The organism is Pseudomonas sp. B611, from assembly GCF_055407965.1.
On sequence record NZ_JBUZST010000009.1, the window covers coordinates 39,812 to 65,317 of the forward strand.

General features: G+C 60.4%; 22 protein-coding genes. 6 read left to right on the top strand and 16 right to left on the bottom strand.

Features of this window, described 5'->3' with window-relative positions:
• Positions 1-111 precede the first annotated feature (111 nt).
• Positions 112-3,819 carry a hypothetical protein gene (locus tag ACZRMO_RS19190; protein WP_463973878.1) on the top strand — a complete coding sequence of 1,236 codons (3,708 nt, stop codon included), beginning with the start codon at positions 112-114 and terminating at the stop codon, positions 3,817-3,819.
• A gap of 185 nt (positions 3,820-4,004) precedes the next feature.
• Here the strand turns inward: ACZRMO_RS19190 and ACZRMO_RS19195 are convergent, their stop codons facing one another.
• The 3 genes from ACZRMO_RS19195 to ACZRMO_RS19205 all read right to left on the bottom strand — a co-directional run bounded on the left by ACZRMO_RS19195 (position 4,005) and on the right by ACZRMO_RS19205 (position 7,266).
• Positions 4,005-4,286, bottom strand: coding sequence for a chitin-binding domain-containing protein (locus tag ACZRMO_RS19195; RefSeq protein WP_463973879.1), 282 nt, complete (start codon positions 4,284-4,286; stop codon positions 4,005-4,007).
• A 134-nt stretch (positions 4,287-4,420) separates the two neighbouring features.
• Entirely contained in the window at positions 4,421-5,482 is a 1,062-nt protein-coding gene (locus ACZRMO_RS19200) for an FUSC family protein (RefSeq protein ID WP_463973880.1), read from the bottom strand.
• A gap of 167 nt (positions 5,483-5,649) precedes the next feature.
• On the bottom strand, positions 5,650-7,266 hold the full coding sequence (locus ACZRMO_RS19205) for an NADP-dependent glyceraldehyde-3-phosphate dehydrogenase (protein ID WP_463973881.1): 1,617 nt from the start codon (positions 7,264-7,266) through the stop codon (positions 5,650-5,652).
• A 127-nt stretch (positions 7,267-7,393) separates the two neighbouring features.
• Between ACZRMO_RS19205 and ACZRMO_RS19210 the strand changes: the two genes are divergently transcribed.
• Positions 7,394-8,257, top strand: coding sequence for a Dyp-type peroxidase (locus tag ACZRMO_RS19210; protein ID WP_463973882.1), 864 nt, complete (start codon positions 7,394-7,396; stop codon positions 8,255-8,257).
• A gap of 1 nt (position 8,258) precedes the next feature.
• Here the strand turns inward: ACZRMO_RS19210 and ACZRMO_RS19215 are convergent, their stop codons facing one another.
• Positions 8,259-8,993: a carbonic anhydrase gene (locus ACZRMO_RS19215; RefSeq protein ID WP_463973883.1), complete on the bottom strand. Its 735-nt coding sequence runs from the start codon at positions 8,991-8,993 to the stop codon at positions 8,259-8,261.
• A gap of 197 nt (positions 8,994-9,190) precedes the next feature.
• Here ACZRMO_RS19215 and ACZRMO_RS19220 point away from each other — a divergent pair, with 197 nt between their 5' ends.
• On the top strand, positions 9,191-10,567 hold the full coding sequence (locus ACZRMO_RS19220; protein ID WP_463973884.1) for an MFS transporter: 1,377 nt from the start codon (positions 9,191-9,193) through the stop codon (positions 10,565-10,567).
• A gap of 57 nt (positions 10,568-10,624) precedes the next feature.
• On the top strand, positions 10,625-11,752 hold the full coding sequence (locus ACZRMO_RS19225) for an MFS transporter (protein WP_124527864.1): 1,128 nt from the start codon (positions 10,625-10,627) through the stop codon (positions 11,750-11,752).
• On the opposite strand, the gene ACZRMO_RS19230 is transcribed toward ACZRMO_RS19225, so the two are convergent.
• Positions 11,749-12,267, bottom strand: a complete 519-nt coding sequence (locus ACZRMO_RS19230) for a DUF3087 family protein (RefSeq protein ID WP_463973885.1) — start codon at positions 12,265-12,267, stop codon at positions 11,749-11,751. The genes ACZRMO_RS19225 and ACZRMO_RS19230 overlap by 4 nt on opposite strands.
• 78 nt (positions 12,268-12,345) lie before the next feature.
• Positions 12,346-12,582: a DUF6555 family protein gene (locus ACZRMO_RS19235; RefSeq protein ID WP_463973886.1), complete on the bottom strand. Its 237-nt coding sequence runs from the start codon at positions 12,580-12,582 to the stop codon at positions 12,346-12,348.
• Positions 12,583-12,715: 133 nt separating this feature from the next.
• Here ACZRMO_RS19235 and ACZRMO_RS19240 point away from each other — a divergent pair, with 133 nt between their 5' ends.
• Both ACZRMO_RS19240 and ACZRMO_RS19245 read left to right on the top strand, forming a co-directional pair.
• Positions 12,716-13,543 carry an arylamine N-acetyltransferase family protein gene (locus tag ACZRMO_RS19240; protein WP_463973887.1) on the top strand — a complete coding sequence of 276 codons (828 nt, stop codon included), beginning with the start codon at positions 12,716-12,718 and terminating at the stop codon, positions 13,541-13,543.
• Between the two features lie 133 nt (positions 13,544-13,676).
• Positions 13,677-14,429 carry an outer membrane beta-barrel protein gene (locus ACZRMO_RS19245; RefSeq protein ID WP_463973888.1) on the top strand — a complete coding sequence of 251 codons (753 nt, stop codon included), beginning with the start codon at positions 13,677-13,679 and terminating at the stop codon, positions 14,427-14,429.
• Between the two features lie 177 nt (positions 14,430-14,606).
• Here ACZRMO_RS19245 and ACZRMO_RS19250 read toward each other — a convergent pair whose 3' ends face one another.
• From ACZRMO_RS19250 to nuoG, 10 genes are all read right to left on the bottom strand, one after another.
• Positions 14,607-14,921 (bottom strand): helix-turn-helix domain-containing protein, encoded by a 315-nt coding sequence (locus ACZRMO_RS19250; protein WP_463973889.1) that lies wholly within the window; start codon positions 14,919-14,921, stop codon positions 14,607-14,609.
• Positions 14,911-15,261: a toxin gene (locus ACZRMO_RS19255; protein ID WP_463973974.1), complete on the bottom strand. Its 351-nt coding sequence runs from the start codon at positions 15,259-15,261 to the stop codon at positions 14,911-14,913. The genes ACZRMO_RS19250 and ACZRMO_RS19255 overlap by 11 nt, the downstream gene beginning before the upstream one ends.
• Positions 15,262-15,500: 239 nt before the next feature.
• Positions 15,501-16,964 (bottom strand): NADH-quinone oxidoreductase subunit NuoN, encoded by a 1,464-nt coding sequence (gene nuoN / locus ACZRMO_RS19260; protein ID WP_017737144.1) that lies wholly within the window; start codon positions 16,962-16,964, stop codon positions 15,501-15,503.
• 7 nt (positions 16,965-16,971) lie between these two features.
• Complete coding sequence (gene nuoM / locus ACZRMO_RS19265) at positions 16,972-18,504, bottom strand: NADH-quinone oxidoreductase subunit M (protein WP_463973890.1); 1,533 nt, start codon at positions 18,502-18,504, stop codon at positions 16,972-16,974.
• 49 nt (positions 18,505-18,553) lie between these two features.
• Positions 18,554-20,407 carry an NADH-quinone oxidoreductase subunit L gene (gene nuoL, locus ACZRMO_RS19270; RefSeq protein WP_463973891.1) on the bottom strand — a complete coding sequence of 618 codons (1,854 nt, stop codon included), beginning with the start codon at positions 20,405-20,407 and terminating at the stop codon, positions 18,554-18,556.
• Positions 20,404-20,712 carry an NADH-quinone oxidoreductase subunit NuoK gene (nuoK, locus tag ACZRMO_RS19275; RefSeq protein WP_003174727.1) on the bottom strand — a complete coding sequence of 103 codons (309 nt, stop codon included), beginning with the start codon at positions 20,710-20,712 and terminating at the stop codon, positions 20,404-20,406. The genes nuoL and nuoK overlap by 4 nt, the downstream gene beginning before the upstream one ends.
• Positions 20,713-20,714: 2 nt before the next feature.
• On the bottom strand, positions 20,715-21,218 hold the full coding sequence (gene nuoJ, locus ACZRMO_RS19280) for an NADH-quinone oxidoreductase subunit J (RefSeq protein WP_003219561.1): 504 nt from the start codon (positions 21,216-21,218) through the stop codon (positions 20,715-20,717).
• A gap of 9 nt (positions 21,219-21,227) precedes the next feature.
• A complete protein-coding gene (gene nuoI / locus ACZRMO_RS19285; RefSeq protein ID WP_003174725.1) occupies positions 21,228-21,776 on the bottom strand; it encodes an NADH-quinone oxidoreductase subunit NuoI in 549 nt (182 codons plus the stop codon).
• An 11-nt stretch (positions 21,777-21,787) separates the two neighbouring features.
• A complete protein-coding gene (gene nuoH / locus ACZRMO_RS19290) occupies positions 21,788-22,795 on the bottom strand; it encodes an NADH-quinone oxidoreductase subunit NuoH (RefSeq protein ID WP_017737147.1) in 1,008 nt (335 codons plus the stop codon).
• Positions 22,792-25,506 carry an NADH-quinone oxidoreductase subunit NuoG gene (gene nuoG / locus ACZRMO_RS19295; RefSeq protein WP_463973892.1) on the bottom strand — a complete coding sequence of 905 codons (2,715 nt, stop codon included), beginning with the start codon at positions 25,504-25,506 and terminating at the stop codon, positions 22,792-22,794. The genes nuoH and nuoG overlap by 4 nt, the downstream gene beginning before the upstream one ends.

A 25,506-nucleotide genomic window follows, 5' to 3' on the forward strand; every position in this document is an offset into this window, starting at 1 on the left:
GCAGTACCACTCGTCGTGACTGTCAATTCTGACAGGTAGACGCTAAGGTTCTCCAGGAGTCTGATTTCCTTGTCCCGTGGCCGTGAAGGCACCCGTTCAAGGAGTTCGACCATGTCTAAAAAACCAGTGGTGCATTCGCATCTGCCTGTTTGCTCTCAGCCTTCCACGCGCGTCAATGATCTGGATCCACCGATTTTTTCCAACCCGGTGTTAGGTGTAGTGGGGGCCGATATAGGCCTTGGCGCACGCCATCTTCAGCCCTATTTGCTCGTCACGCTCTCCCGGTGGACCGGATTAGGCATCGGCGATACTTTTGAGTTTTATGCGGGGAATAGCGTCATCCCACTGGCGTCGGACTTTGTCAGGTCCGGCGAGGAAACCAATAGCTTTTTCCGGCTTGTCATAGAGGAAGAGCGGTTTCCGCGAGATTTTACATATCCGGTGTTTTCACGTGTCGTGCGAAATGGCCCCGGCACCCCTAGCACTTCGGACAATCTGACTGTTTTCGCCAAGGTGGAAAGGCCAGGTCTCGACGAGCAGCCTGGACTGGGCTACCACGATAAACTGCAGATGAGTTTGCCTGCTGACCTGGCAGGCCCTGATGCAGTCTTGACGCCAGAGCGTGCGGCGCTGGGCGTGAAGCTGACCATCGATTACCCCGGCAAACGTGTGCGCGATAAGGTGTATCTGTACTGGGACACAATCTTGCAGCTGGTGATATTTGAGCTCGACGACGATCACGCTTCAGGCGTGAAACCGATTGAGGTGGAAGTCGGCCCTGCGATCATTGGTACCGGCAGCGGGCTGATACCTATCCGCTATCAGGTTTTTGATGAGGTTGAAAATCGCTCGGGGCATGTTGAACACTATTCTCAACCTGTGAACCTGCTAGCCGAGCTAGATCCGAGCCTGCTTGAACGCGCGTACTTCCAAGTCAATTTCATGGACGCGACAACAGTCAACTATGACGAAGAGGCGGGAAGCAATTTCCGGGTTGAGGTTGTTGCTCCTCGTCGGCTGCCAGATGGAAGCCTGACGCCTGCGGGCGCTCGTATCGTAGTGACGTTGAGCGGTACCCGCGCCGATAGTTCCACCTTGACAGTGGAATTGCCCGATGCCTTGGTTAATCCGGGCCGGTCCAGTTTTTTCAATGTAGATGAGGACATTATCAAACAGTTGGTCCAGGGCTCGATGAAGATTACCTGGCGGCTGGATTTCCCATTGGGTACATCATTAGCCACCTCCCAGTCGTTGACGGTCCTGATCTCCGGCACGATTGCGAATATGCCGGCAGTCAATGTGGTGGAGGCTTTGGGGGGAGTGGTAGACCCCAGCGAGCCTTACATCACCATTGAGTATCCCAACCCGGCCTACAGCCCCTACGACCCCAACAATCTTGTTACCCTATGTATGGAGGCTTTCTTGCCGGGCGGGGGGATTGTCTCCTACGAAGTCTCTCACATCGCTGGCGCTCCACCGCCGCCAACGCGTTTCCGCACGGTCGCTAACGCCATCTTTTCGCGGTTCATTGGATTGGGCCCTGTGAGGACTTTCTATAAGGTCGACGATGGTGTAATCCGGCTGTTGGGGGCGGGCACACAGACCGTTCGCGAGTCCGAATCGACGTTTGTGGAGTTCGGCCCTCGTATACCTGAAATGCCACGGCCGGAAATCGATAGGGTCGATGAAAACGACAACCTGGACCCGCGCGATCTGTTTGGTCAGCTCGATATCACACTGCCCTACCTCAGGACCTTCCCAGGCGACCTCTTTCAATGGCGCCTGATAGGAACTGCCCCGACCGGCAGTACTAACGGTGAAATCCCTCTCGGCGGAGCGACAGCGGGTCGACCGGTTTTATTTTCACTGGACCGGCACTACGCCGATGTGAACGTTGATGGCCTCATTCGTCTGAGCTATTCGCTTATACCCGCAAATGGTAGCCGTACGCTGCACTCTGACACACTCGAAGTGACTGTCGGCGAAGCCTTTAATTTGTTGATGCCGGACGTCGTTGAAGCCTCGAAAAATCCTGCCCACTTGACACCGGAAGCGGTCACGGCGGGTGCAACCATTCGTGTCACTTTCCCACAGATGCGTCTGTCCGATCGTATCAGAGCTTGCTGGAAAGGCATTCCCGATATCGGCAGTTACTGTGAAACCAAGGACGGTAACGCCGCGCAAGTGGTGGACTACACCGTCCCTCCGCAAGTGGTGGGTGCCAATATTGCGCCATTTGGCCAACAGATCAGCGTGCAGTACTTCTTGTTGCGAAGCGGGCGGGAAACGCCATCGCCTATTCTGGACCTGTTGTTGCTCAATCTAACAACGCTGCCCATCCCGACTATCGAGGGCATTGGAGATGTGCCGCTGCTGGAAATTGCAAAATTGAACGGCACCGAACGCACGATGATCAATGTCTGGCCGTTCATCAATCGCTACCAGCGCATTTGGCTGGAATACACCGGCACATATGCCAGTCCAGAAGCGCCCTACTTTGAGGCCACTTACACCAACAATCTGGTGACTGAGAATGGTGAGAGAGAAGGCATTTCTCCGCCAACCCCCGTGGACGAGTTGCGTAAACTCAAAGAGGGCTCAATATTGGGAATCAAGTCCTGGGTCAGTTTTGATCGGGGGAGTAGCAAAGCCAACGCGGTGCTGCTTCGCGAGCGGCATTACACTGTGAAGGCGCTGCCAAGTATCCTACCGCATCCATTTATTGGTGGCACGACGGATGTCGGTAAGGATGTAACTATTGCGCCACTGTCCATTGAGTACAACACGACGGTGACCGTTAAGTACGTCGGAATGAGTGACAAGGACCGCATCACGCTGAAGTGGATGTATGCCGATGGCACGCACTATGATACACCCCTCGATGGCGTTGCGGGCGGACAGCAGGTGTTTAACTTGACCGCTGCCAAAGTGCTGCACCGCAGTGTGAACAGCACGGTGCAGTTGCAATACTCGGTAAACCGGGAGGGTGTGGCGGACCCGATTCCATCGCAGGTTCAGACGGTCAGGGTAAGCGCCATTCCGGCCGCCAGCCTGGCAGGGCCACGGATCAACGGGCTGGCCAGTGGCTCGACGCTGGACCTTAGCGCCTTTACCGGAAACGCGTTGGCCTCGCTGGCTAAGTGGGCACTGAGTAACATGGGCCAGCGTGCCTGGATTACTTGCAGCAGTGCGGGCGTGGCGCCGTTGGAAGTACTGGGTGCCAGTGGTGCGGTGATTACTTCAGCCGAAGCGGGGAGTGGTTTGGTGAACAAGCCTGCTTTACGTTCCTGGTTTGAAGCGCTGGCCGACAATGCGCAAATCACTGTGAGGGCTGCAGTAACCTTTGATGGCAGTACCCACAGAGCGAATGCCGTCGAATTTACCCAGACCAGTTACAGCCTTAAATCGCGAAGACTCATTGAAAGTGTCGACTTTCAAAATGCCCAAAGAGGAGGTTGGGTGAATAGAAGCAGCTCGGGCGACCTCGTTAGCAGTGGTCCGAATTTATATTGGTATGGAGTCGGCAGCGGCGAATTTCAATGCGGTTTAAAAAAGACATTTCCTTACGGCGTACTGCCCTGGGGAGCGACGTACGAGCTGACGTTTGACTTCATGAGCTCAACCAATAACGGATGTCTTGTGCTTTTTTCGAATAGCTCTGGCGGGGCAACTGGCGGAGGCGGATGGACGCCAGTGACCTTGAGGTTTTCTCCTCCTTATAGTTCCGTGGGGGCGGCGTTTGTCATTGATATTCTGAATTCTCCAGCTGGAGGTAACGTCGGGTTTTCCTTGGATAATATTAAGATATGGAGGCTGTAAGTTTTTAGGGGGAGGGCGGTGGCTAGGTGGCTATGTGAATAGGCGTCGCCCTTCCGATTGATAACTCGGGGCTTGGTTGTTTAGAGTGATAGTTTTGGTTAGTTGGGGTTGTATCGATGTTGCGAAAGAAATCACCTAACGCCACAAAGGTGGCGTTAGGTGATTGGCATGCAATGTTATTGTGATTACTCACATTTTCGTTTGGCCTGGTTGAAGTTTTGTCCTGGTGGGCAAGAGTATAAGGTTTTTAACCATCTGCTACCATTGTATTCACATTTGTAATATTTGCCGGGGGTGTTGCTCGTGAAGTAACCTGCTGCAGTGCAGGGGGGGTCAGGCATGATGACAGTATGTGGGCCGTTGTACTCTGGAAACGTCCACTGCTCTTTTTGGGGGGTGCATGCGCCTAATGCAAGTGCAGTGCCGATAAATAATGTTAATCCTGCGAGTTTATTGGGCAGCTTCATCGCGGTATCCTCAAGTTGAAGTGGCTTATCAATAAAATCACTTATTTTGTTCTTGGTGTACTGTCAATATTGACAGCTTGTGCCCGCGTTTGCGCAGTGCTAGGTGAATTTTGATTGTTGAGTTGTGGCGTTGCTTAAATTCGCCATTGTTTGGATTTCTTTGCCAATTGCTCGCGCATGGCCTTGATATTGTCTAGCAACTCAAAGGTCAATAACCGATACCCGTCCGGCGCACTGCGCAGCGGTCCTTTCAATGCTGACTCAACTCCCTCGGCATTGCCTGACCGCTCCAACCGCTCCGTCACCCCCGACTTCAACGCCCGCGCCATCCCCACCAACTGCACCCGAATCTGCCGGTGCTCGGCTTTCAACATCAGCTGCATTCGCGCCATCGCCTGTTCATCCCGGGGATCCGGCCGGGTGTTGCCAAGAATCTCCAGGGTGCTGATGCACAGGCGCAGATGGCGCTGGATCGTGTCCAACTCGGTCATGGAGATCCGTACTTCTTTGGACACCGACGGCATCAGCGAGCGCAGTTGCAACATCGCCGCGTTCAGGCGGTTAAGCAGTTTGAAATGCTCATCGTCAGTCACTGACCGCCCGCTGATGATTCGGCTATAAATCTCGGCACAATCACGCAACGCACTGGCCAGGTTGTAGCGCCACGAATACACCGCATACAGCGGCAGGGCGAACGAGAACGCCAACGCCAGCACGATACCGATAAGGATATCCACCGTGCGCCACAAGCCGTCCGACACCGGATTGTCCCCATGGCCTGCGACGATAAACACGGTGATCGCCGACAGCAGCGCGATGTACCCACCCTTGCCAATGGCGTGATAGGAAAAGAACCCGCACACCACGGACATCAGCAAGTAGGTCAGCAGCGGCTGGCCGAGCCAGGCCTGTTGCAGCACCAGCAGCAAGCCGACACTGGCACCGATCAGGGTGCCGTAGGCGCGCTCGACGGCTTTCTTGCCGATATTGCCGTGGTGTTGCAAGCCGCCGATCACGATCAGCATGGTCACCGACGCCCACTCGCCATGGGGCAGGTTGATGCCGGTGGTCAGCAGGATCGTCGCCAGCAAGCCGATGGACACGCGCACGGCGTGGATCAGTTTGGCGTGGCGATAGCGGCGGTAGGGGTCGAGTAGCGGGCGCAGCAGGCGCCGGGCGAAGAGGGGCAGGTTCATCGGGAGTAAAGGGGCCTCAATAGTCAGGACGCGTGCAGTCAACTGTGGGAGCTGGCTTGCCTGCGATGCAGGCACCTCGGTCTTTCAGTCAGACCAGGGTGATGCAATCGCAGGCAAGCCAGCTCCCACAAAAGCCAGCCCTCACACAAGACTGGCCAGCGGTGTGTTTAGAAGATGTAGTCGGTCGTCAGGAAGCTGGAGTCACGGTTTTTCAGGATATCGCTGACCAACGCCTTGTTGCTCTCCTGGAACTTGGTCGCCACCAGCGTGCGGATCGAGAACACGCGCAACGCGTCATGCACCGACAGTGTGCCCTCGGCCGAGTTTTTGCGCCCGTTGAAGGGGAACGTGTCCGGCCCGCGCTGGCACTGGGCGTTGATATTGATGCGGCCGACCTGGTTGGCGAAGGTGTCCACCAGCTTGCCGACGGCTTCGGGGTTGGTGCCGAAGATGCTCAGTTGCTGGCCGAAATCCGAATCCAGCACGTAGTCGATCACGGTCTCCAGATCACGGTAAGGCACGATCGGCACCACCGGGCCGAACTGTTCTTCGTGGTATACGCGCATCTGCGGGTTCACCGGGTACAGCACCGCCGGGTAGAAGAACGAACCGCGGCTTTCGCCGCCATGGGCGTTCACCACCTGGGCGCCGTGTTGCGCGGCATCGGCCACCAGGCCGTTGAGGTAGTCGACCTTGCCGGCTTCCGGCAGCGGCGTCAGCGACACGCCGTCTTCCCACGGCATGCCGGGTTTGAGGGTGGTCAGTTTCTGGTTGAACTTCTCGATGAAGCTATCAACCACGTCTTCATGCACAAAGAGGATTTTCAACGCGGTGCAGCGTTGGCCGTTGAACGACAGCGAGCCGGTGACGGCTTCGCTCACGGCGTTGTCCAGGTCCACCTCGGGTAACACGATGCCCGGGTTTTTTGCATCCAGGCCCAGGGCGGCGCGCAAACGGTGTGGTTTTGGGTGCAGCTTCTTCAAGTCGCTGGCGGCCTTGTTGGTGCCGATAAACGCAAAGATGTCGATCTTGCCGCTGGCCATCAGCGCGCTGACTGTCTCACGGCCGCTGCCGTAGATCACGTTGATCACCCCGGCCGGGAAGCTGTCACGGAATGCTTCCAGCAAGGGGCGGATCAACAGCACGCCGAGCTTGGCGGGTTTGAACACCACCGTGTTGCCCATGATCAGCGCCGGGATCAGCGTGGTGAAGGTTTCGTTCAGCGGATAGTTGTAGGGGCCCATGCACAACGCCACGCCCAGGGGGACGCGGCGGATCTGGCCGAGGGTGTCTTGCTCCAGCTCGAAGCGACTGGAGCGTCGGTCGAGTTCCTTGAGGGCGTTGATGGTGTCGGTGATGTAGTCGCAGGTGCGGTCGAACTCTTTCTGCGAGTCCTTGAGGTTCTTGCCGATTTCCCACATCAGCAGCTTGACCACGGCGTCGCGCTGTTCCCGCATGCGGCGCAAAAAGGCTTCGACGTGCTGAATACGTTCTACCACGCGCATCGTTGGCCACTCGCCTTGGCCGCGGTTGTAGGCGCGCACGGCGGCGTCGAGGGCGGTGAGGGCGGTGTCGGCATCCAGCAGCGGCGTGCTGCCGATATGCACGCGTTTTTCACCGAGCTGCACCGGGCTTTGCACTTGGGCCAATGGGCCGTTCCAGACCTGCAACTGGCCATCGACCAGGTAATCACGCTGTTCAGTGGGCGCGGCCAGGCGGTATTGCTCGGGAATATCGTTGGCGGTGGCGGGAAACAGCTCGTCGAGCAGGTTGCTGGTGGTCATGTCGCTACCCCTGGAATAGTTGCAAAACATGACTAGAGAGTCACCCAACACAGGGCTCTATGGCAAGGCTTGCGCGCTTTCTTGTACGCCTGCGGGTAAACTGCGCGGCTTTCTTGAAGGAGTTCACATGAGTCAGTACCAGCCGGGCATTCTTGCCGCACCGGTGCCGTTGCAGGCACGCCATCTGTTTTTTGCCGTGGATTCCCTGGCCGCCGTGCCCGCTGCGCTTGATGCGCTGGTGCAGTTGACGGATGCGCTGGTGGTGGTTGGTGTTGGTGAACCGCTGGTCAATGCACTGGACGCTCAGATTGATGGCTTGCGCAGTTTCCCCACTGTCAGCGGCCCGGGCGCGCACAACCCGTCCACTCAACAGGCGCTGTGGGTGTGGTTGCACGGCGTCGACCGTGGCGAACTGCTGTTGCGCAGCCGCGCCTTTGAAAAGGCCCTGGCCCCGGCGTTCAGCCTGGTGCAGATGACCGAAGGCTTCCGCTACAAGACCGGCTTCGACCTCACCGACTACGAAGACGGCACCGAAAACCCGCACGACGACGCAGCCGTCGAAGCCGCCCTGACCGACAGCGGCGCCAGTTTCGCCGCGATCCAGCAATGGCAGCACGACCTCGACGGCTTTGCCGCGTTACCGGCGCAGGAGCGCGACCACATCATCGGCCGTCGCCATGGCGACAACGAAGAACTCGACGACGCCCCGGAATCCGCCCACGTCAAACGCACCGCCCAGGAAAGCTTCACCCCGGAAGCCTTCGTGGTACGCCGCTCGATGCCATGGGCCGAGAACGGCCAGGCGGGTCTGATGTTCCTGGCGTTTGGCCATTCCTTTGATGCGTTTGAAGCGCAACTGCGAAGGATGAGTGGGCTGGAGGATGGGATTGTTGATGGTTTGTATCGTATCAGCACGCCGTTGACGGGAGGCTACTACTGGTGCCCACCGGTCAAGGACGGGCGCCTGGAGCTGAGTGTGCTGACGCGCTGATCTAAGCGAGCCATTCAACCTCGCCACTGTGTAGGCGGTAAATGCCGCCGACGATGTTCAATTGGCCTTTGGCCAGTGCCTCGGTCAGCAGGCTGGACTCGCGCTTGAGCCGCGCCACGGTGTCCCGGACATTTTGCGCAATCGCGTTGTCGAGGAGATTGCCGGGTGCTTTCAATACCTTGTTCACCGAGGGTTTGAACGCATTTGCCAGGCCCTGGATCTTGCCGGGAAACGTGGCGTTGTCTGTGACCGCCTTGACGCCGGCCGCGACGGCGCCACAGCTGTCATGCCCCAGTACCAGGATCAGCGGGGTGTTCAGCACCGCGGCGGCGTATTCGAGGCTGGCGAGCCCGTCATTGGTGACGAAGTTGCCCGCGACGCGGACTGAAAAAAGTTCGCCCAGGCCCGTGTCAAACATGTACTCAGGGGCAATCCTTGAGTCGGCGCAGGCCAGTACCGCTGCGAACGGACGCTGGCCGTTGACCAGCGCCGCGCGCTCATCCATCAGGCCGCGGCGCTTTGTGACATCCGCGGCGTATCGACGGTTGCCTTCCTGCAGCCGCTCCAGGGCTTGTTGTGGGTTTGTAACAGCCGGTGGAGCAGCCACTTCATGTGCCAGCGCTGGCGGCAATGCACCCGCCAGGAGCAGTGCTCCGGCGCCGGCGGTGGCCAGTCGTAGAAAGTTGCGGCGGTCATTCATCAAGGTGGGTGGGACGGGTTGGTGGGCGCTGTCCATCGATTGGCTTCTCGGAGTGGTTGGAACAGAGAAGTGCCAAGGTTGCAAACAATGCTGCGCAAGACTGTAGGAGCCCTCTGATTGAGGCGTAAACGTCGGCATTGGACATGAAGATATTGACAGTTGGCCAATCAGCCGCTGAAAAAAATTGCCGCTGCCCGTACTCTAGACGCCTTTGTCACCCGTGCGGATTGTTCATGTCTTCAGTTGCCGATGGGCTGCCCCTCAATAAACGCCTGCCGGCCGTGATCGCGCTCTCCCTGGGGATCGGCATGGCGACCCTGGACACGGCAATCGTCAACACGGCGTTGCCGACCCTGGCCGAGGGCATTGGCACGGACTCGGCCTCGGTGATCTGGGTGGTCAACGCCTATCAACTGGCGATCATTGCCACGGTGCTGCCCTTTGCGTCGCTGAGCGAGGTGTTGGGGCATCGCCGCGTGTACCTCGGCGGGTTGCTGCTGTTTATCGTCTCGTCGCTGTTCTGCGGGCTGGCGGGTTCACTGGAAACCCTCACCGCCGCGCGGGTCGTGCAGGGGCTCGGGGCGGCGGCGATCATGAGCGTGAACGCTGCGTTGCTGCGGCATATCTATCCGTCCCGCATGCTGGGGCGTGGCCTGGGCTATAACTCGCTGGTGGTGGGGTTGGCGTTTACCCTTGGGCCGACGGCGGCGTCGGCGATCCTGGCGGTCACCACCTGGCACTGGCTGTACCTGATCAATGTGCCACTGGGGTTGTTGGCCCTGGCGTTGGGCTTGCGCTCGTTGCCGACCCTGCCAATGACCGGGCACGCGTTTGACCGGCTGGCGGCCTTGCTGTGTGCCGGGTTATTCGCCCTGCTGGTGTTGGGCCTGGGTACGGCGGTGCAGGGTGCCCAGGGCGCGCTGACCTTGGGGTTGATCGCGGTGGCGTTGGTGTGCGGCGCCTTGCTGCTGCGCCGGCAGGCGGGTCACCCGGCGCCGATGCTGGCGGTGGACCTGTTCAAGCGGCCGGTGTTTGCCTTGTCGTCCCTCACCGCGATTTGCGCCTTCAGCGCCCAGGGCCTGGCGTTTGTGTCGCTGCCGTTCCTGTTGCAGGCGGTGCTGGGCCATAGCCAGGTGGAAACCGGTTTTCTGATGACGCCGTGGCCGGCCGTGGTGGCGGTGATGGCGCTGGTGGCGGGGCGCCTGGCGGACCGCGTGTCGCTGGGGGCGCTGTGCGGCATCGGCCTGTTGATGCTCAGCCTGGGCATGGCGGCGCTGGCCAGCCTGGGCAACGAGGCGTCGGCCTGGGATATTGGCTGGCGCATGGCCCTGTGTGGGGCCGGTTTTGGTTTCTTCCAGTCGCCCAACCTCAAGGCCATCATGACCAGCGCGCCACTCGCCCGTAGCGGTGGGGCCAGTGGCATCGTGGCAATTTCGCGGTTGCTGGGGCAGACGCTGGGGGCGTCGTTGGTGGCGCTGTGTTTCCACCTGTTCGTCGACAGCGGCCCGCAAACGGCGTTGTGGCTGGGCTGCGTGTTTGCGTTGGTGGGCGCGGTGGCCAGCGTGTTGCGTCTGCTGCCCTATGGAAAAAAGCCCGCTAGGCCGTTGTAAAACACGCGGGGGGAAGGCTACCGTGGCGACCTGAATATTTCGGGATGTTTCAGATTTATGACCGCCCTGGCCCAACGCACTGCTGACACCCAATCCCGCCGCGCTGCGCTGACCCTGGCTTTATGCCTGCCCAGCGATGTGCTGCTGTACCTGCTGCTGCCGATGGAGTCCCAGGCCTTCGGCATCACGCTCGCCCAGGCCGGGGTATTGCTGGCGGCCAACCGCCTGGTGCGGATTTTCGGCTACCGGCATGTGTTGAATTTCTACGCGCGCAACGGCGACCGCCTGACCTGCATGATCGCCGCCGGCGCCGCGATGCTGTGTGCCTTGGGCAACTCGATGTTGTCGGGCTTTGCCGCGTTGCTGGGGTTGCGGTTGGTCTGGGGCCTGTGTTTTGCCGCGTTGAACCTCTCGACCCAGGTGCTGGCGACGTCGGAACCTGCAGGTGCGGCACGCCGGGCCGGACGTTCACGGGCCGTGATCGCCCTCGGGCCGATGCTCGCGTTGCCGCTGGGTGGTTGGCTGACGTTATGGGCCGGGCCGCGGCCGATCTTTCTGATCCTCGCCGGTTGCTGCCTGGTGGGCCTGTGGGTGGCGCGTGGTTTGCCCGTCGCGGGCCATGATCTGCACAGCAGCGGGCGCCGCTTCAAGTGGCCCGACAGCGTGGCTATGTGGTCGTTTATCGAAGGCGTGGCGTTGGATGGGTTGTTTATCTTTGGCCTGTCGATCCAGGCGCAGAAGATCCTGGGTGGCGATGCGGTGTTGATCGCCGGCGGGTTGATGGCGCTGCGCTATGTCTCGGAAATGCTCCTGAGCCCCTTGGGTGGGCGCGCGGCCCAGCGCTTCGGCGCGACCTCGATGTTGCTGTTGTTCTCGTTCATGAGTGCGCTGGCCCTGACGGCGTTTGCCAGCTACTGGGTGATCGTCGGCGCGGCGGCGGTGCTGGTGTTGCGCGCGCTGCAACTGCCGCTGGTGACTACCCTGGTGGCCGAACGCAACCCCGGTGCGATGCGGGTGTCGGCGCTGGCCTCGAATGCGGTGTGGCGTGATATCGGCGCGGGCCTTGGCCCGTTGTTGGCGGGGTTGTTGCTGCCGGTGGCGTCGGCGCCGCTGGTGTTTGGTTTGGCCGGCGCGGCGATTGCAGTGAGTGCGCTGTTCTGCTGGCGCGCCGGTCGGGTCGCCTAACCGCGCAGTTGTTCCAGCCACGCAGGATCAAGGCGTGTTTGTTCGGTCTCGATGCCCAGCGCCTGCATTTTCGCCTTGTGCGCCTCGACCTCGCTCAGGAGCTGCGCCTGGGCGCTGGAGTTGGCGTCCAGGGCATGCATCTGCGTCAGCCCCAAGTGGTAGAAACGCAGCAGCTTGATTGCCGTCGGGTCGTTGGCCTGCACGCCCTCGGTGACCTTGTGCATCACATTGGTCACGCTCATCAGGCTGCGCTTGAGCTGCCAGCCATACACCGCGGGCGCCAGCCACGGCTGGGTCCAGAGCGGGCCGCGTACCAGGGCCAGGGTGATCAGCACGCCGGCAAATACGCCGCCGACGTTGAAGCGGAAGTTGTCAGCGCCCGGCTCGCCGAACAGCATCACCGCCAGGCTCGACAGCAACATCGCCAGCGCGAGGAACAGCACCGCCACGATCAGCGTGCTGCGGCGGGTTTGGCGGCGGAAGGTGACAGGGTCGCAGGGTTTGAGCTCGAACATCCGGGGCGGTCTCCAGTGGCGTAGGCGCGCATCTTCGCACATCGCACATAGAGAGCCCCGCTTAGGCGGGGCTTTTAGTTACTTGGGCGCGGTCCACGTCACTTCGGTAACGCCGAATTTCTCCGCCCAGGGCCGGGTGGTCTTTTTCACTTGCTCATGACCGACGCGGCCGATGCGGCTCACGTGGGCAATGTCGGCATCCATTGCCGCCCAGTGCCAGGCCTCGGCGTTGTTCATCACCTCGGCGCGTACCACAAAGGACTTGGGTTGACCGTGTAGTTGGTAGTTGATGGTGTAGATTTTTGCGCTACTCATGTTGCCTCCCTGTGTTGTTATAAATGGATAGGGCGGCGTTCAAAAAGGTTCATTCAAAATGACAATCTGCACGTCGGCGCGGCATAGTGTCGCCTCTGCACTTTGCCCAACGATTGCGCCCAAGGATTGCGCCATGCCCGACCTGACCCATCGCCAGCTTTACTTGCAACGCCTGGGCTACGACACGCCGCCTGCACCCACCCTGCAAACCCTGCGCGACCTGCAACTGCGCCATGTGTGCACCTTTGCCTTTGAAAGCCTGTCCACCTTGCTGCGCCTGCCGGTGCCCATCGACCTGGCCAGTGTCGAGCGCAAAGTGCTGCTCGATGGTCGAGGGGGTTATTGCTATGAGCTGAACCAGATGTTCCTGGCCCTGTTGCAGGAACTGGGTTTTGACGCGCGCGGCATTACTGGCCGCGTGGTCATGGGCGGGCCGGCGGATGCACGCACGGCGCGCACCCATCGCTTGAGCCTGGTGACCCTGGACGGGGTGCGCTACATCACCGACGTCGGCTTTGGCGGCATGGTGCCCAGCAGCCCGTTGCAGTTGGACAGCGAAGCGCTACAGGCTACGGCTCACGAGCCCTATCGCCTGACGCACAATGCGGACGGCAGCTACACGTTGTGGGCTGAAGTCGCCGGGGAATGGCGCGGGCTGTATGTGTTTGACCTACAGGTGCAGGCGGATATCGATTACGAAATCGGCAACTGGTACGTGTCCACGCATCCCGAGTCGCCGTTTGTTGGCCAGTTGAAAGTGGCGCGGTTGGCGCCGGGCAAGCGCTACACGTTGAACAACGCCCACTACGCAGTCCACTACCTGGATCGGCCCAGCGAGAAACACACGATTAAACAGGCTGATGAACTCCTGGCGCTGCTCAGGGAAACCTTTGGGATTCGCTTACCGGCAGATGGCCAGCTTGTTGAAAAAATCGATGGCCTAATACTGGCGTCTATCTAGACATATCGAGATAGAGCCATCGCTGAACCGTTTTATCTCTTTGTCTGCGCAAATGAATGCGAACCTTTTTCCTACATTTAGGCTCGAAGCGGTTCCGGAGTAATTTGCTCACCAGACAAGGAGCTGTAAAACGATGTCCAAGCTATTCGGAAAATTCCTCAAGAACACCTCGGTATTTGCGCTAGTCGCAGCGCCTGCCATGGTGTTCGCCGCACCGCCGACAGGGCCGATTTCCACCTTCGGTATCCTGGGTGCCTACAACGACTTCAAGCTCGAAGGCGGCAGCCAAAGTGACAAGGACAACATGCCCGAAGCGGGCCTGTTCTATACCTTCGGCAACAAACTCACCGCTGAGTCCGGCTTTATCTACCAGGCGGGCGTTACCGCCAAGTACGGCAAAAAGAGCGACAACAAACTCAAGGACGGCCAGGCCGACCTGGACCTCGGCTGGCGTGCCGCGCTGGATGCGCGCAACTCGGTCGATGTGATCGCCGGCGGCGGCTATAGCTGGACCCGCTACGAGCTGGACTCCAACAATGAAGACCTGGAGCTCACCAGCAAGTCGCCGTTCGCCAAGGCGGCGCTTGGCTACAACCACCAGTTCGATGACATGACCCTGCGTGTCGAAGCCGGCGCCCGCCGCACCCTGGACGGCCGCGCCAAGATCAAGGTCGACGGCCTGGGCAGCGACACCGTGGACCTCAAGGACCGCACCAACCCCTACGCCGAAGTCAGCCTGCTGATGAACCAGAAGGGCGACTTGCCGGTGGTCGCGGGCCTGTATTACACCCGTACCGAGTACAAGCTGGATGAAGACTCGGAGGTGGCGGATAACACCAGGCTCAAGCGGGATGAGTATGGGGTGAAGGTCGGAATCGCGTTCTGACGACAGCACCAATGCAACTGATCTACTGCAATCGCAGGCAAGCCAGCTCCCACAGTTGGGTGATGTGAACCCGATCCCCTGTGGGAGCGGGCTTGCCCGCGATAGCGGCGTATCAGTCACCACATCTGGCACTGAACCACCGCATTCGCGGGCAAGCCCATACACTCGTAAGTGGTGTTAGCTCAATGCAGCAAGTTGCGCCACGGTTTCCGGAAAACGCTCCACCAGGCGGATCAAGGTCACTGCCTGGGCATTGGGTTTGGCCCGGCCTTGCTCCCAGTTCTCCAGCGTGCGGGTGTTGGTGCGCAGATACATGGCAAATACCGAGCGGGATAGGTTGAGCTGTTGGCGTACCGCGACCACTTCTTCTGCGCTCAGCGGTGCCAATTTATTGAGATGGACCTTGTGGGTCCGTAGGGTGACTTTGCCTTGGCGTTCGTTTGCCAGTGCGTCGAAGCCTTCGACCAGTTCGGAAAAAATGTCACGTTTCATGATTTACTCTCGCTTTGATTTCCCTGTCCAGCATGTGTTTTAGGGCCTTCTTGTGCTGCGGCGCCAGGTCGTCCTGTTCGTGTTTGCCGTACAGGGTGAACAGCCAGAATTGCGTGCCGCCCGACCACCAGTAGTAAATGACGCGCAGCCCACCGCGTTTGCCCTTGTTTCGTCGCTCATCAATGAATCGTACCTTGCGTAGTCCTCCTGTCCCCTCGATCACGTCTCCTGCCTGCGGGTTTCGCATCAACTCCTGTTGAAAACCCTGGAAAAGCTCGTCACTCAGATAGTCCTTGCGATGCCGCTCGAAGGCCGGCAGTTCGATAAATAGAGCATCCATGTTCTGTACGTAGCCTGCGTAGAGTTTGCTGGCCCACTCGCTGTGGGTCAAGTGACCCTGCTGTGGGAACTTTCCTAAAACGCAGACACCATACGGCGGGCTTCAGCGGCTAGATGCCGGACGAAGCATGCAGGGAGAAGAGGAATTTTCAGCAAGTGGAGGAGGGCAAAAACACTTAGCTTAGAAACGCAAAACGGCGCCCGAAGGCGCCGTTTTGTTTACCGCATTGACTTAAGCGATCAAACGCCCAGCACCGCATGCTGCACCAGGGTGAGCAACGGTTGTGGGTATACGCCCAGGAAGAACGCGAGCAGGGCGATGGCCAGCAGCATCACGCCGCCTGCCTTCTGTTCCCAATGCAGCTCGGCATCCACACGGCGCAGGTTTGGCTCGATCAGGTACAGGGTCACCATCACGCGCAGGTAGTAGAACACGCCGATGGCGCTGCCCAGCACGAGGGAGGCAACCAACCACCATTCGTGGGCTTCAACACCGGTAGCCACGATGTAGAACTTGCCGATAAAGCCCGCAGTCAGCGGAATGCCGGCCAGGGACAGCATCATCACGGTGAGTACGGCGGTCAGGTACGGACGGCGCCAGAACAGGCCACGGTATTCGTACAGGGCATCGGCGTCACGGCCTTTGAACGGCGAGGACATCAGCGTGATCACGCCGAATGCACCGAGGCTTGTGATCACGTAGGTGACCAGGTACACGCCCATGGCTTCCACGGCCAGGCCTTTGCTCGCCACCAGGGCGATCAGCAGGTAGCCGAAGTGTGCGATGGAGGAGTAACCCAGCAGACGCTTGAGGTTGTTCTGGGTCAGGGCCAGCAGGTTACCGAACAGGATCGACGCGATGGCGATCACGGTCAGTACGTCGCTGAGCACGCCGGTGTTGGCAGCAGGGGAGATCTGGAACAGACGCACCATCACCGCAAACACAGCCACTTTCGACGCGGTTGCCAGGAACGCGGCCACCGGCGCCGGGGCGCCTTCGTACACGTCCGGGGTCCACAAGTGGAACGGCACCAGCGACAGCTTGAACGCCAGGCCGATCAGCATCATCGCCAGGCCCAGTTGGGCAATCGGCGCAGGCATGCCGGTGGCGGCCAGGGCGTGGCCGATACCGGTGAAGCTCAGGCTGCCGGCTTCGGCGTAGAGCAGGGCCATACCGAACAACAGGAACGCAGAACCGGCAGCCGACAGCACCATGTACTTGATGCCGGCTTCCAGGGAGCGCTTGTTGAAGAACGCGTAGGCCACCAGGCCGTAGGTCGGGATCGACAGCAGTTCCAGGCCGATGAACAGGCCCGCCAGGTGCTGTGCGCTGACCAGCACGATGCCACCGGCCGCAGCCAGCAGGATCAGCAGGTACAGCTCTTCGCGGTTGCCTGGGTAGCCGGTGCCGCCTTCGCCGAGGTAGGCGTGGGCGAGGGTGACGCAGGCCAGTGTGGCAACCAGGATCAGCGCGATGTACAGCAGGGCAAAGTCATCGACCATCATCAAAGGCGTGACCGCCAGTGGCGCGACCTTGAGGGCCGGGATGATGGACAGCAAGGCCAGGTTGAGACCGGCGCAGGACAGCAGGAACGTTTGCGAGTGATTGCGGCGCCAGGCGATGGCCAGCATCACCGCAACAACGGTGAGGCTGGTAATCAGCAGCGGCGCAAGCGCGATAAAGTGTTGGATCGTGAATTCCATAGCGCTCTTACCGGGCCGAAGCGAGTTGAGAGAAGGCGGTGCCGAACCACTGCTGCACGCCATGCATCGTCGCGGCAGAAGTGTCCAGGAACGGTTGCGGGTACACGCCGATGTAGATCAGCAATACCGCAAGGCCGAACACCATGATCAGTTCGCGAGCATCCATCCCTTGCAGGACGGTGTCGGACTTGGCCGGGCCGAAGTAGGCGCGGTGGATCATGATCAACGAGTAGACCGAACCGAACACCAGGCCGGACGTCGCAATGGCACTGATCCATGGCGTCTGCACGAAGGCACCCATCAGGATCAGGAACTCGCCGATGAAGTTGCCGGTACCCGGCAAGCCCAGGGACGCGGCGGCGAAGAACAGGCTGATCGCCGGCAGGTACGCGATGCGCGACCACACGCCACCCATTTCACGCATGTCACGGGTGTGCAGGCGCTCGTACAGCTGCCCACTCAGGATAAACAGGGCAGCGGCGGAAACACCGTGGGCCAACATCTGGATCACTGCACCTTGCAGCGCCAGTTGGCTGCCGGAGTAGATGCCGATCAGTACGAAGCCCATGTGGGAAACGGACGAGAAGGCAATCAGACGCTTGATGTCGGTTTGTGCGAAGGCCAGGAACGCACCGTAGAAGATCCCGATCAGACCCAGGGTCATGGCGATCGGCGCGAACTCGGCCGAGGCATTCGGGAACAGCGGCAGGGCGAAACGCAGCAGGCCGTAGGCGGCGGTTTTCAGCAAGATACCGGCCAGGTCCACGGAACCCGCGGTCGGCGCCTGGGCATGCGCATCAGGCAACCAGGAGTGGAACGGCACCACCGGCAGCTTCACCGCGAACGCGATGAAGAAGCCCAGCATCAGGATGTACTCGGTGGTCAGGGACATCTTGGTTTTCAACAGGTCGGCGTAGTTGAACGTAATCACGCCGGTGGTGTTGAAGTTGACCAGTACCAGACCCAGGATCGCCACCAACATGATCAGGCCGGAAGCCTGGGTGAAGATGAAGAACTTGGTCGCTGCGTAGATCCGGGTTTTCTTGCCGTCCGAAGAACTGTGACCCCAGAGCGCGATGAGGAAGTACATCGGCACCAGCATCATTTCCCAGAAGAAGAAGAACATGAACAGGTCGAGGGCGAGGAACACGCCGACGACACCGCCCAGGATCCACATCAGGTTCAGGTGGAAGAAGCCCACGTGACGCTGGATCTCTTTCCAGGAGCAGAGTACCGAGAGGATACCCAGCAGGCCGGTCAGCAGGATCATCAACAGCGACAGGCCGTCGAGGGCCAGGTGCACGTTGATGCCGAAGCGCTGGATCCACACGTGCTTGAATTCAAGCGCGAACGTTGGATCGACACCCGGTGCCGGAGCAAATGAATAGTCGCCATGGGCCCACAGCCAGAGGCCGAGCGCGAGTTCCAGGGACATGGTCAGCAACGCAATCCAGCGGGGGAGGGTGGCGCCGAAGCGTTCACCCATCCAGCAGAGCAGGCCGCCGATGAAGGGGATCAGGATTAGCCAGGGCAGAATCATGACAGGCTCGTTTCCTTTCGCAAGTTCGCAAAGTTGGCAAAGTTCATAGTCAGACCGCTACCACGACGATGGCGCCGATCACCAGTACCGCACCGGCAGCCATGGAAGCAGCGTACCAACGCAACTGGCCAGTCTCGCTGCGGCTCAGGGCGGTGTGACCGGCCTTGGCGGCGCGCGGGATCAAACCGATGGTCTGGTCGAGCGGGTCTTTGCGCAGTACATGGCTGATGGCCAGGTAAGGCTTGACGAAGAGTTTGTCGTAGATCCAGTCGAAGCCCCAGGCAGCGAACCACCAGGTTGACAGGAAGCGGCCAATGCCACTGTTGGCCACGGCGGTCACGAAGCGACGCTTGCCGAGGAACAGCAGCGCGGCCAGCAGGATACCGGCGATGGCGATGGCGCCCGAGGCGATTTCCAGGCTGTGCTTGGCAGCGCCACCGGCATGGCCGGCGCTTTCTGGCAATACACCGGCCAGTGGCGGGGTGATCAGTGCGCCGACGAAGGTCGACAGGATGATCAGCACCGACAAGGGCAGCCAGTGGGAGATGCCGTGGCCTGCGTGCGCTTCGGTCTTGGCTTCACCGTGGAAGGTGATGAAGATCAGGCGGAAGGTGTACAGCGAGGTCATGAACGCACCCACCAGGCCTGCGTACAGCAGGTTCTGGTTACCGCTGGCAAAGGCTTCCCAGAGGATTTCGTCCTTCGAGTAGAAACCGGCGGTCACCAACGGCAGGGCGGCCAGGGCGGCACCACCGACGATGAAGCTGGCGTAGGCCAGTGGCAGTTTCTTCCACAGGCCGCCCATCTTGAAGATGTTCTGCTCGTGGTGGCAGGCAACGATCACCGCACCGGAAGCGAGGAACAGCAGGGCCTTGAAGAAGGCGTGGGTCATCAGGTGGAAGATCGCCGCGTCCCAGGCACCAACGCCCAGGGCCAGGAACATGTAGCCGATCTGGCTCATGGTCGAGTAGGCGAGGATACGCTTGATGTCGGTCTGTACCAGCGCGGCGAAGCCGGCCAGGACCAGGGTCACGCCGCCAACGACGCCGACCAGGTGCAGGATGTCCGGCGCCAGGGTGAACAGGCCGTGGGTACGGGCGATCAGGTAGACACCGGCAGTTACCATGGTTGCCGCGTGGATCAGTGCGGAAACAGGGGTAGGACCGGCCATCGCATCCGCCAGCCAGGTTTGCAGCGGCAGTTGCGCGGATTTACCCACGGCGCCACCCAGCAGCATCAGGGTCGCCAGGGTGATCCAGAAGTCGCCGACCTGGAATTTCTGCGGTGCCAGCACCAGCAGTTCCTGGATGTTCAGCGTGCCCACTTGCTGGAACAGGATGAACAGGCCGATGGCCATGAACACGTCGCCGATACGGGTGACGATAAAGGCCTTGAGTGCCGCGTTACCGTTGTTGCGGTTGCTGTAGTAGAAACCGATCAACAGGTACGAGCACAGGCCCACGCCTTCCCAGCCGAAGTACAGGAACAACAGGTTATCGCCCAGTACCAGGAACAGCATGCTGGCGATAAACAGGTTGGTGTACGAGAAGAAGCGCGAGTAACCGGCTTCACCGCGCATGTACCAGGACGCGAAGAGGTGGATCAGGAAGCCCACACCCACCACCACGCCGAGCATGGTGATCGACAGGCCGTCGACGTAGAGAGCGAAGTTGGGCTTGAAGCCCTCCACCGACATCCACTGCCACAGCACCAGGGTGTAGTGGCCACCTTCCGGCGGCGCCACGTTGAATTGCCAGATGACGTAGGCGGTCACGATGGCCGACAGGCCAATGGAACCCACACCCACCAGGGCAGACAGGTTTTCCGACCAGCGCCCGCGAGAGAACGACAGCAGCAGGAAACCGATCAGGGGGAATACGAAAGTCAGAAAGATCATGTTCATCCGCGCATCTCACTGGCAGCGTCGATATCAAGCGTGTGGAAGCGACGATACAGTTGCAGCAGGATCGCCAGGCCAATACTGGCCTCGGCGGCTGCCAGGCTGATCACCAGGATGAACATGACTTGTCCATCCGGCTGGCCCCAACGTGCGCCGGCAACGATGAACGCGAGTGCGGCGGCGTTCATCATGATTTCCAGGCTCATCAACACGAACAGAATGTTACGGCGGACCATCAGGCCGACCAGGCCAAGGCAGAACAGGATGCCGGCGACCGCCAGACCATGCTCCAAAGGAATAGCAGGCATCGTCATTGCTCCTTGGCTTCGTTGCGGCCCAAGTGGAAGGCGGTGATGGCTGCAGCGAGCAGCAGCATCGAAGCCAGTTCGACCACCAGCAGGTACGGACCGAACAGGCTGATGCCCACGGCCTTGGCGTCTACGGTGGTGTGGCCGATGGCCTGGCCGCTTTGGTGAGCGAACAGCACATACAGCAGTTCACCCAGCAGCAGGGCCGCCAGGATCACCGGGCCGAGCCAGATGCCGGGCTTGAGCCAGACGCGCTCCTGGGCGACCGAAGCCGGCCCCAGGTTGAGCATCATCACCACAAACACGAACAGCACCATGATGGCGCCAGCGTAGGCGATCACTTCCAGGACACCGGCGAACGGTGCGCCGAGGCTGAAAAAGGTCATGGCCACGGCGATCAACGAAATGATCAGGTAGAGCAGGGCGTGCACAGGATTGGTGTTGGTGATCACGCGAAGCGTGGACACCACTGCAATACCGGACGCGAAATAGAAAGCGAATTCCATCTTTCTTCCTTAAGGCAGCAAGCTCTTCACGTTGATCGGCTCGGCTTCGTTTTGTGCGGCGCCTTTCGGCTTACCGGCAACGGCCATACCTGCAACACGATAGAAGTTGTAATCAGGGTTTTTACCGGGACCAGAGATCAGCAGATCTTCTTTCTCGTACACCAGGTCCTGACGTTTGAACTCGGCCATCTCGAAATCCGGGGTGAGCTGGATCGCGGTGGTCGGGCAAGCTTCCTCGCAGAGGCCGCAGAAAATGCAGCGCGAGAAGTTGATGCGGAAGAAGTCCGGGTACCAGCGACCGTCTTCGGTTTCAGCTTTCTGCAGGGAGATGCAACCCACCGGGCACGCCACGGCGCACAGGTTGCAGGCTACGCAACGCTCTTCGCCATCGGGGTCGCGGGTCAGCACGATACGGCCGCGATAACGCGGCGGCAGGTACACCGCTTCTTCCGGGTATTGCAGGGTGTCGCGTTTGCGGAAGCCATGGCCGAAAACCATCACCAGGCTTCGCAACTGGGTACCAGTACCCTTAACGATGTCGCCAATATATTTGAACATGGGTCAAATCCTCACTGAACCGCGCCGGCTGGCGTGTTCAACAACACAACGGCAGCCGTCACCAGCAAATTGATCAGGGTCAGCGGCAGGCAGAAGCGCCAGCTGAAATCCATCACCTGGTCGTATCGTGGACGCGGAATGGAAGCGCGCAGCAGGATGAACAACATGATGAAGAACGCGGTCTTGAGGAAGAACCAGAAGAACGCCAACTGCGGCAGGATGCCGAACGGACCGTGCCAGCCGCCGAAGAACAGCGTGACCAGCAGGGCCGAGATCAAGATGATGCCGATGTATTCACCAACGAAGAACATGCCCCATTTCATGCCGGCATATTCAATGTGGTAACCGTCGGCCAGTTCCTGTTCCGCTTCCGGTTGGTCGAACGGGTGACGGTGAGTCACGGCGACGCCAGCGATGAAGAAGGTACAGAAGCCGAAGAACTGCGGAATGATGAACCACAGGTTCTGCGCCTGGTACTCGACGATGTCGCGCATGTTGAACGAGCCAACCTGCACCACGATGCCCATCAGCGCGAGGCCCATGAACACTTCGTAGGACACGGTCTGGGCCGAAGCCCGCAAGCTGCCCAGCAGGGCGAACTTGTTGTTACTGGCCCAACCGGCGAACAGCACCGCGTAGACCGACAAACCGGCCATGGCGAAGAAGAACAGCAAGCCGATGTTCAGGTCCGCCACGCCCCAGGTCGGGGTGATCGGGATGATCGCGAAGGCGATCAGCAAGGCGCTCATGGCCACGACCGGTGCCAGGGTGAAGATCACCTTATCGGCAAATGGCGGGGTCCAGTCTTCCTTGAAGAACATTTTCAGCATGTCGGCGGCGATCTGGAACATGCCGAACGGGCCAACGCGGTTCGGACCGTAACGGTCCTGCCACCAGCCCAGCAGGCGACGTTCGACGAAGCTGAGCAGGGCGCCCGCAACGACCACGGCCAGCAGGATCACGATGGCCTTGACCACCGAGATGATCACGTCAATTACTTCCGGCGTGAACCAAGTCATTGCGCTGCCTCCTGCAGACCGTCAACGGTTTTGCCAAAGATCGCCGCGGGGATGCCGGCGATGCCTTTAGGCAGTGCAACCAGGCCTGCACCCAACTCTTCGTTGATGCGCAGCGGCAGACGCAGGGTCTGGCCGGCCACGTTCAGGCTGAGCAGGGCACCGTCGTTGACGCCCAGGCGGTCAGCTTCGGACTTGGCTACAGACACGTAGGCCGCTGGAATGCGCTCTTGCACCGGCGCGGCCTTGGAAGAATTCTCTTCGCTGCCGAACAGGTGGAAGAACGGCACAACCTGCCAGGTGCCCTGGGCCGGGTTGAACGGACGCGGTACGGCGGCGAACCAGTTCAGCGCATCACCGGTGCTTTCGATCAGGCGGGTGCCCGGGTCGCCAGCGCGGATATGACCACCGACTTCGTCCTGGAACTTGTTCCAGGCCTGCGGCGAGTTCCAGCCCGGCGACCAGGCGAACGGCACCTGCTGACGGGGTTCGGCGGAACCCGAGTAACCTTCCATGGAGAAGGCGAACGCGGTGTCCGGGTCTTGTGGGGTACGCGGTTCGTGCACGCTGATATTGGCGCGCATGGCGGTACGACCGGAGTAGCGAAGCGGTTCACGGGCCAGTTTCATGCCCTTGATGCGGAACGCGGCAGACGGCGCAGCATCGATGATGCGGGCCAGTTGCGGCGTGCTGGCAGCGGTGGCCGCGGTCACGTGGTCGAGCTGGGTCCAGTCGATCGGCTGGTTCAGCAGGGTGGCGCGCAGGGCGTGCAGCCAGCGCCAGCCTTCGTGAACCAGGATGCTGGCGTCCATGTACTTCGGATCGAACACCTGGAAGAAGCGCTGGGCGCGGCCTTCCTGGCTGACCAGGGTACCGTCGCCTTCGGCGAAGGTGGCGGCTGGCAGCACCAGGTCGGCACGTTCGCTGGTAGCGGTCTTCTGGTGGTCGGCGACGATCAGGACCTTGGCAGCGTCCAGTGCAGCGTCAACCTTGGCGGCATCGGTGCGGGTGTACAGGTCGTTTTCCAGCACCACGATGGCGTCGGCATTGCCGTCGATCACCGCTTGCAGGGCCGCGTCCAGGGACTCGCCACCGAGCATGGCCAGGCCAAGGCTGTTGGCTTCCGGCACCACCAGGCTGATGGAGCCGTTCTTGTCGCGCAGCTTCAAGGCTTTGGCGATGTTGGCAGCGGCTTCGATCAGCGCCTTGGAACCCAACGAGGTACCGGCAATGATCAATGGGCGCTTGGCCGCCAGCAGGGCGTCGGCGATACGCTGGGCCAGGGCCACGGCTTCGCTGTCCAGGCCTTCGACGGCAGGGGCGCTGGCGTCGAGGGCGTGGGCAACGGCGAAACCGATGCGGGCCAGGTCGTCCGGGGCTGCGTGTACGCATTCTTCGGCGATGTCGTCGAGCTTGGTCTCAGCGATGCTTGCAATAAACAGCGGGTTCAGCGCGTGCTGGCCGATGTTTTTCACCGCGGCGTCGAGCCATGGCTGTACGCGCATGGCGTCGGCCATTTCTTCGGCCTTGCCTTTCACCGATTGGCGCAGGGACAGGGCGACGCGGGCAGCGGTCTGGGTCAGGTCTTCACCGAGGACGAAAATGGCGTCGTGGTCTTCGATGTCGCGCATGTTCGGCACGGGCAGCGGGCTGTCGTTCAGCACTTGCAGGACCAGGCGGATGCGCTCCAGCTCAGCGGCTTCGATACCGCTGTAGAAGTGCTCGGCACCGACCAGTTCACGCAAGGCGAAGTTGCTTTCGAGGCTGGCGCGCGGCGAGCCGATACCGACGATGTTGCGGCCGCGCAGCAGGTCGGCGGCTTTATCCAGCGCGTCGTCCAGGCTCAGCTTGGCGCCACCGGCCAGCAATGGCTGGCGCGGGCGGTCTTCGCGGTTGACGTAGCCATAGCCGAAACGGCCACGGTCGCACAGGAAGTACTGGTTGACCGAACCGTTGAAGCGGTTTTCGATACGACGCAGTTCGCCGTAGCGCTCGCCCGGGGAGATGTTGCAACCGCTGGAGCAGCCATGGCAGATGCTCGGGGCGAACTGCATGTCCCACTTGCGGTTGTAGCGCTCGGAGTGAGTCTTGTCGGTGAACACACCGGTCGGGCAGACCTCGGTGAGGTTGCCGGAGAACTCGCTTTCGAGCACGCCGTCTTCAACGCGACCGAAGTACACGTTGTCGTGGGCGCCGAACACACCGAGGTCAGTGCCGCCGGCGTAGTCTTTATAGAAGCGCACGCAGCGATAGCAGGCGATGCAGCGGTTCATTTCGTGGGAAATGAACGGGCCGAGGTCCTGGTTCTGGTGGGTACGCTTGGTGAAGCGATAACGGCGCTCGTTGTGGCCGGTCATCACCGTCATGTCTTGCAGGTGGCAGTGACCGCCTTCCTCACAGACCGGGCAGTCGTGGGGGTGGTTGGTCATCAGCCACTCAACGACACTGGCGCGGAACGCCTTGGATTCTTCATCTTCGATGGAGATCCAGGTGTTGTCGGTGGCTGGGGTCATGCACGACATGACGATACGACCACGGGTGTCGTTTTCGTCGGTGTATTGCTTGACCGCACACTGGCGACAGGCACCGACGCTACCAAGCGCGGGGTGCCAGCAGAAATACGGGATGTCGAGGCCGAGTGACAGACATGCCTGTAACAGGTTGTCTGCCCCATCGACTTCGAGCGCTTTGCCGTCTACGTGGATAGTGGCCAT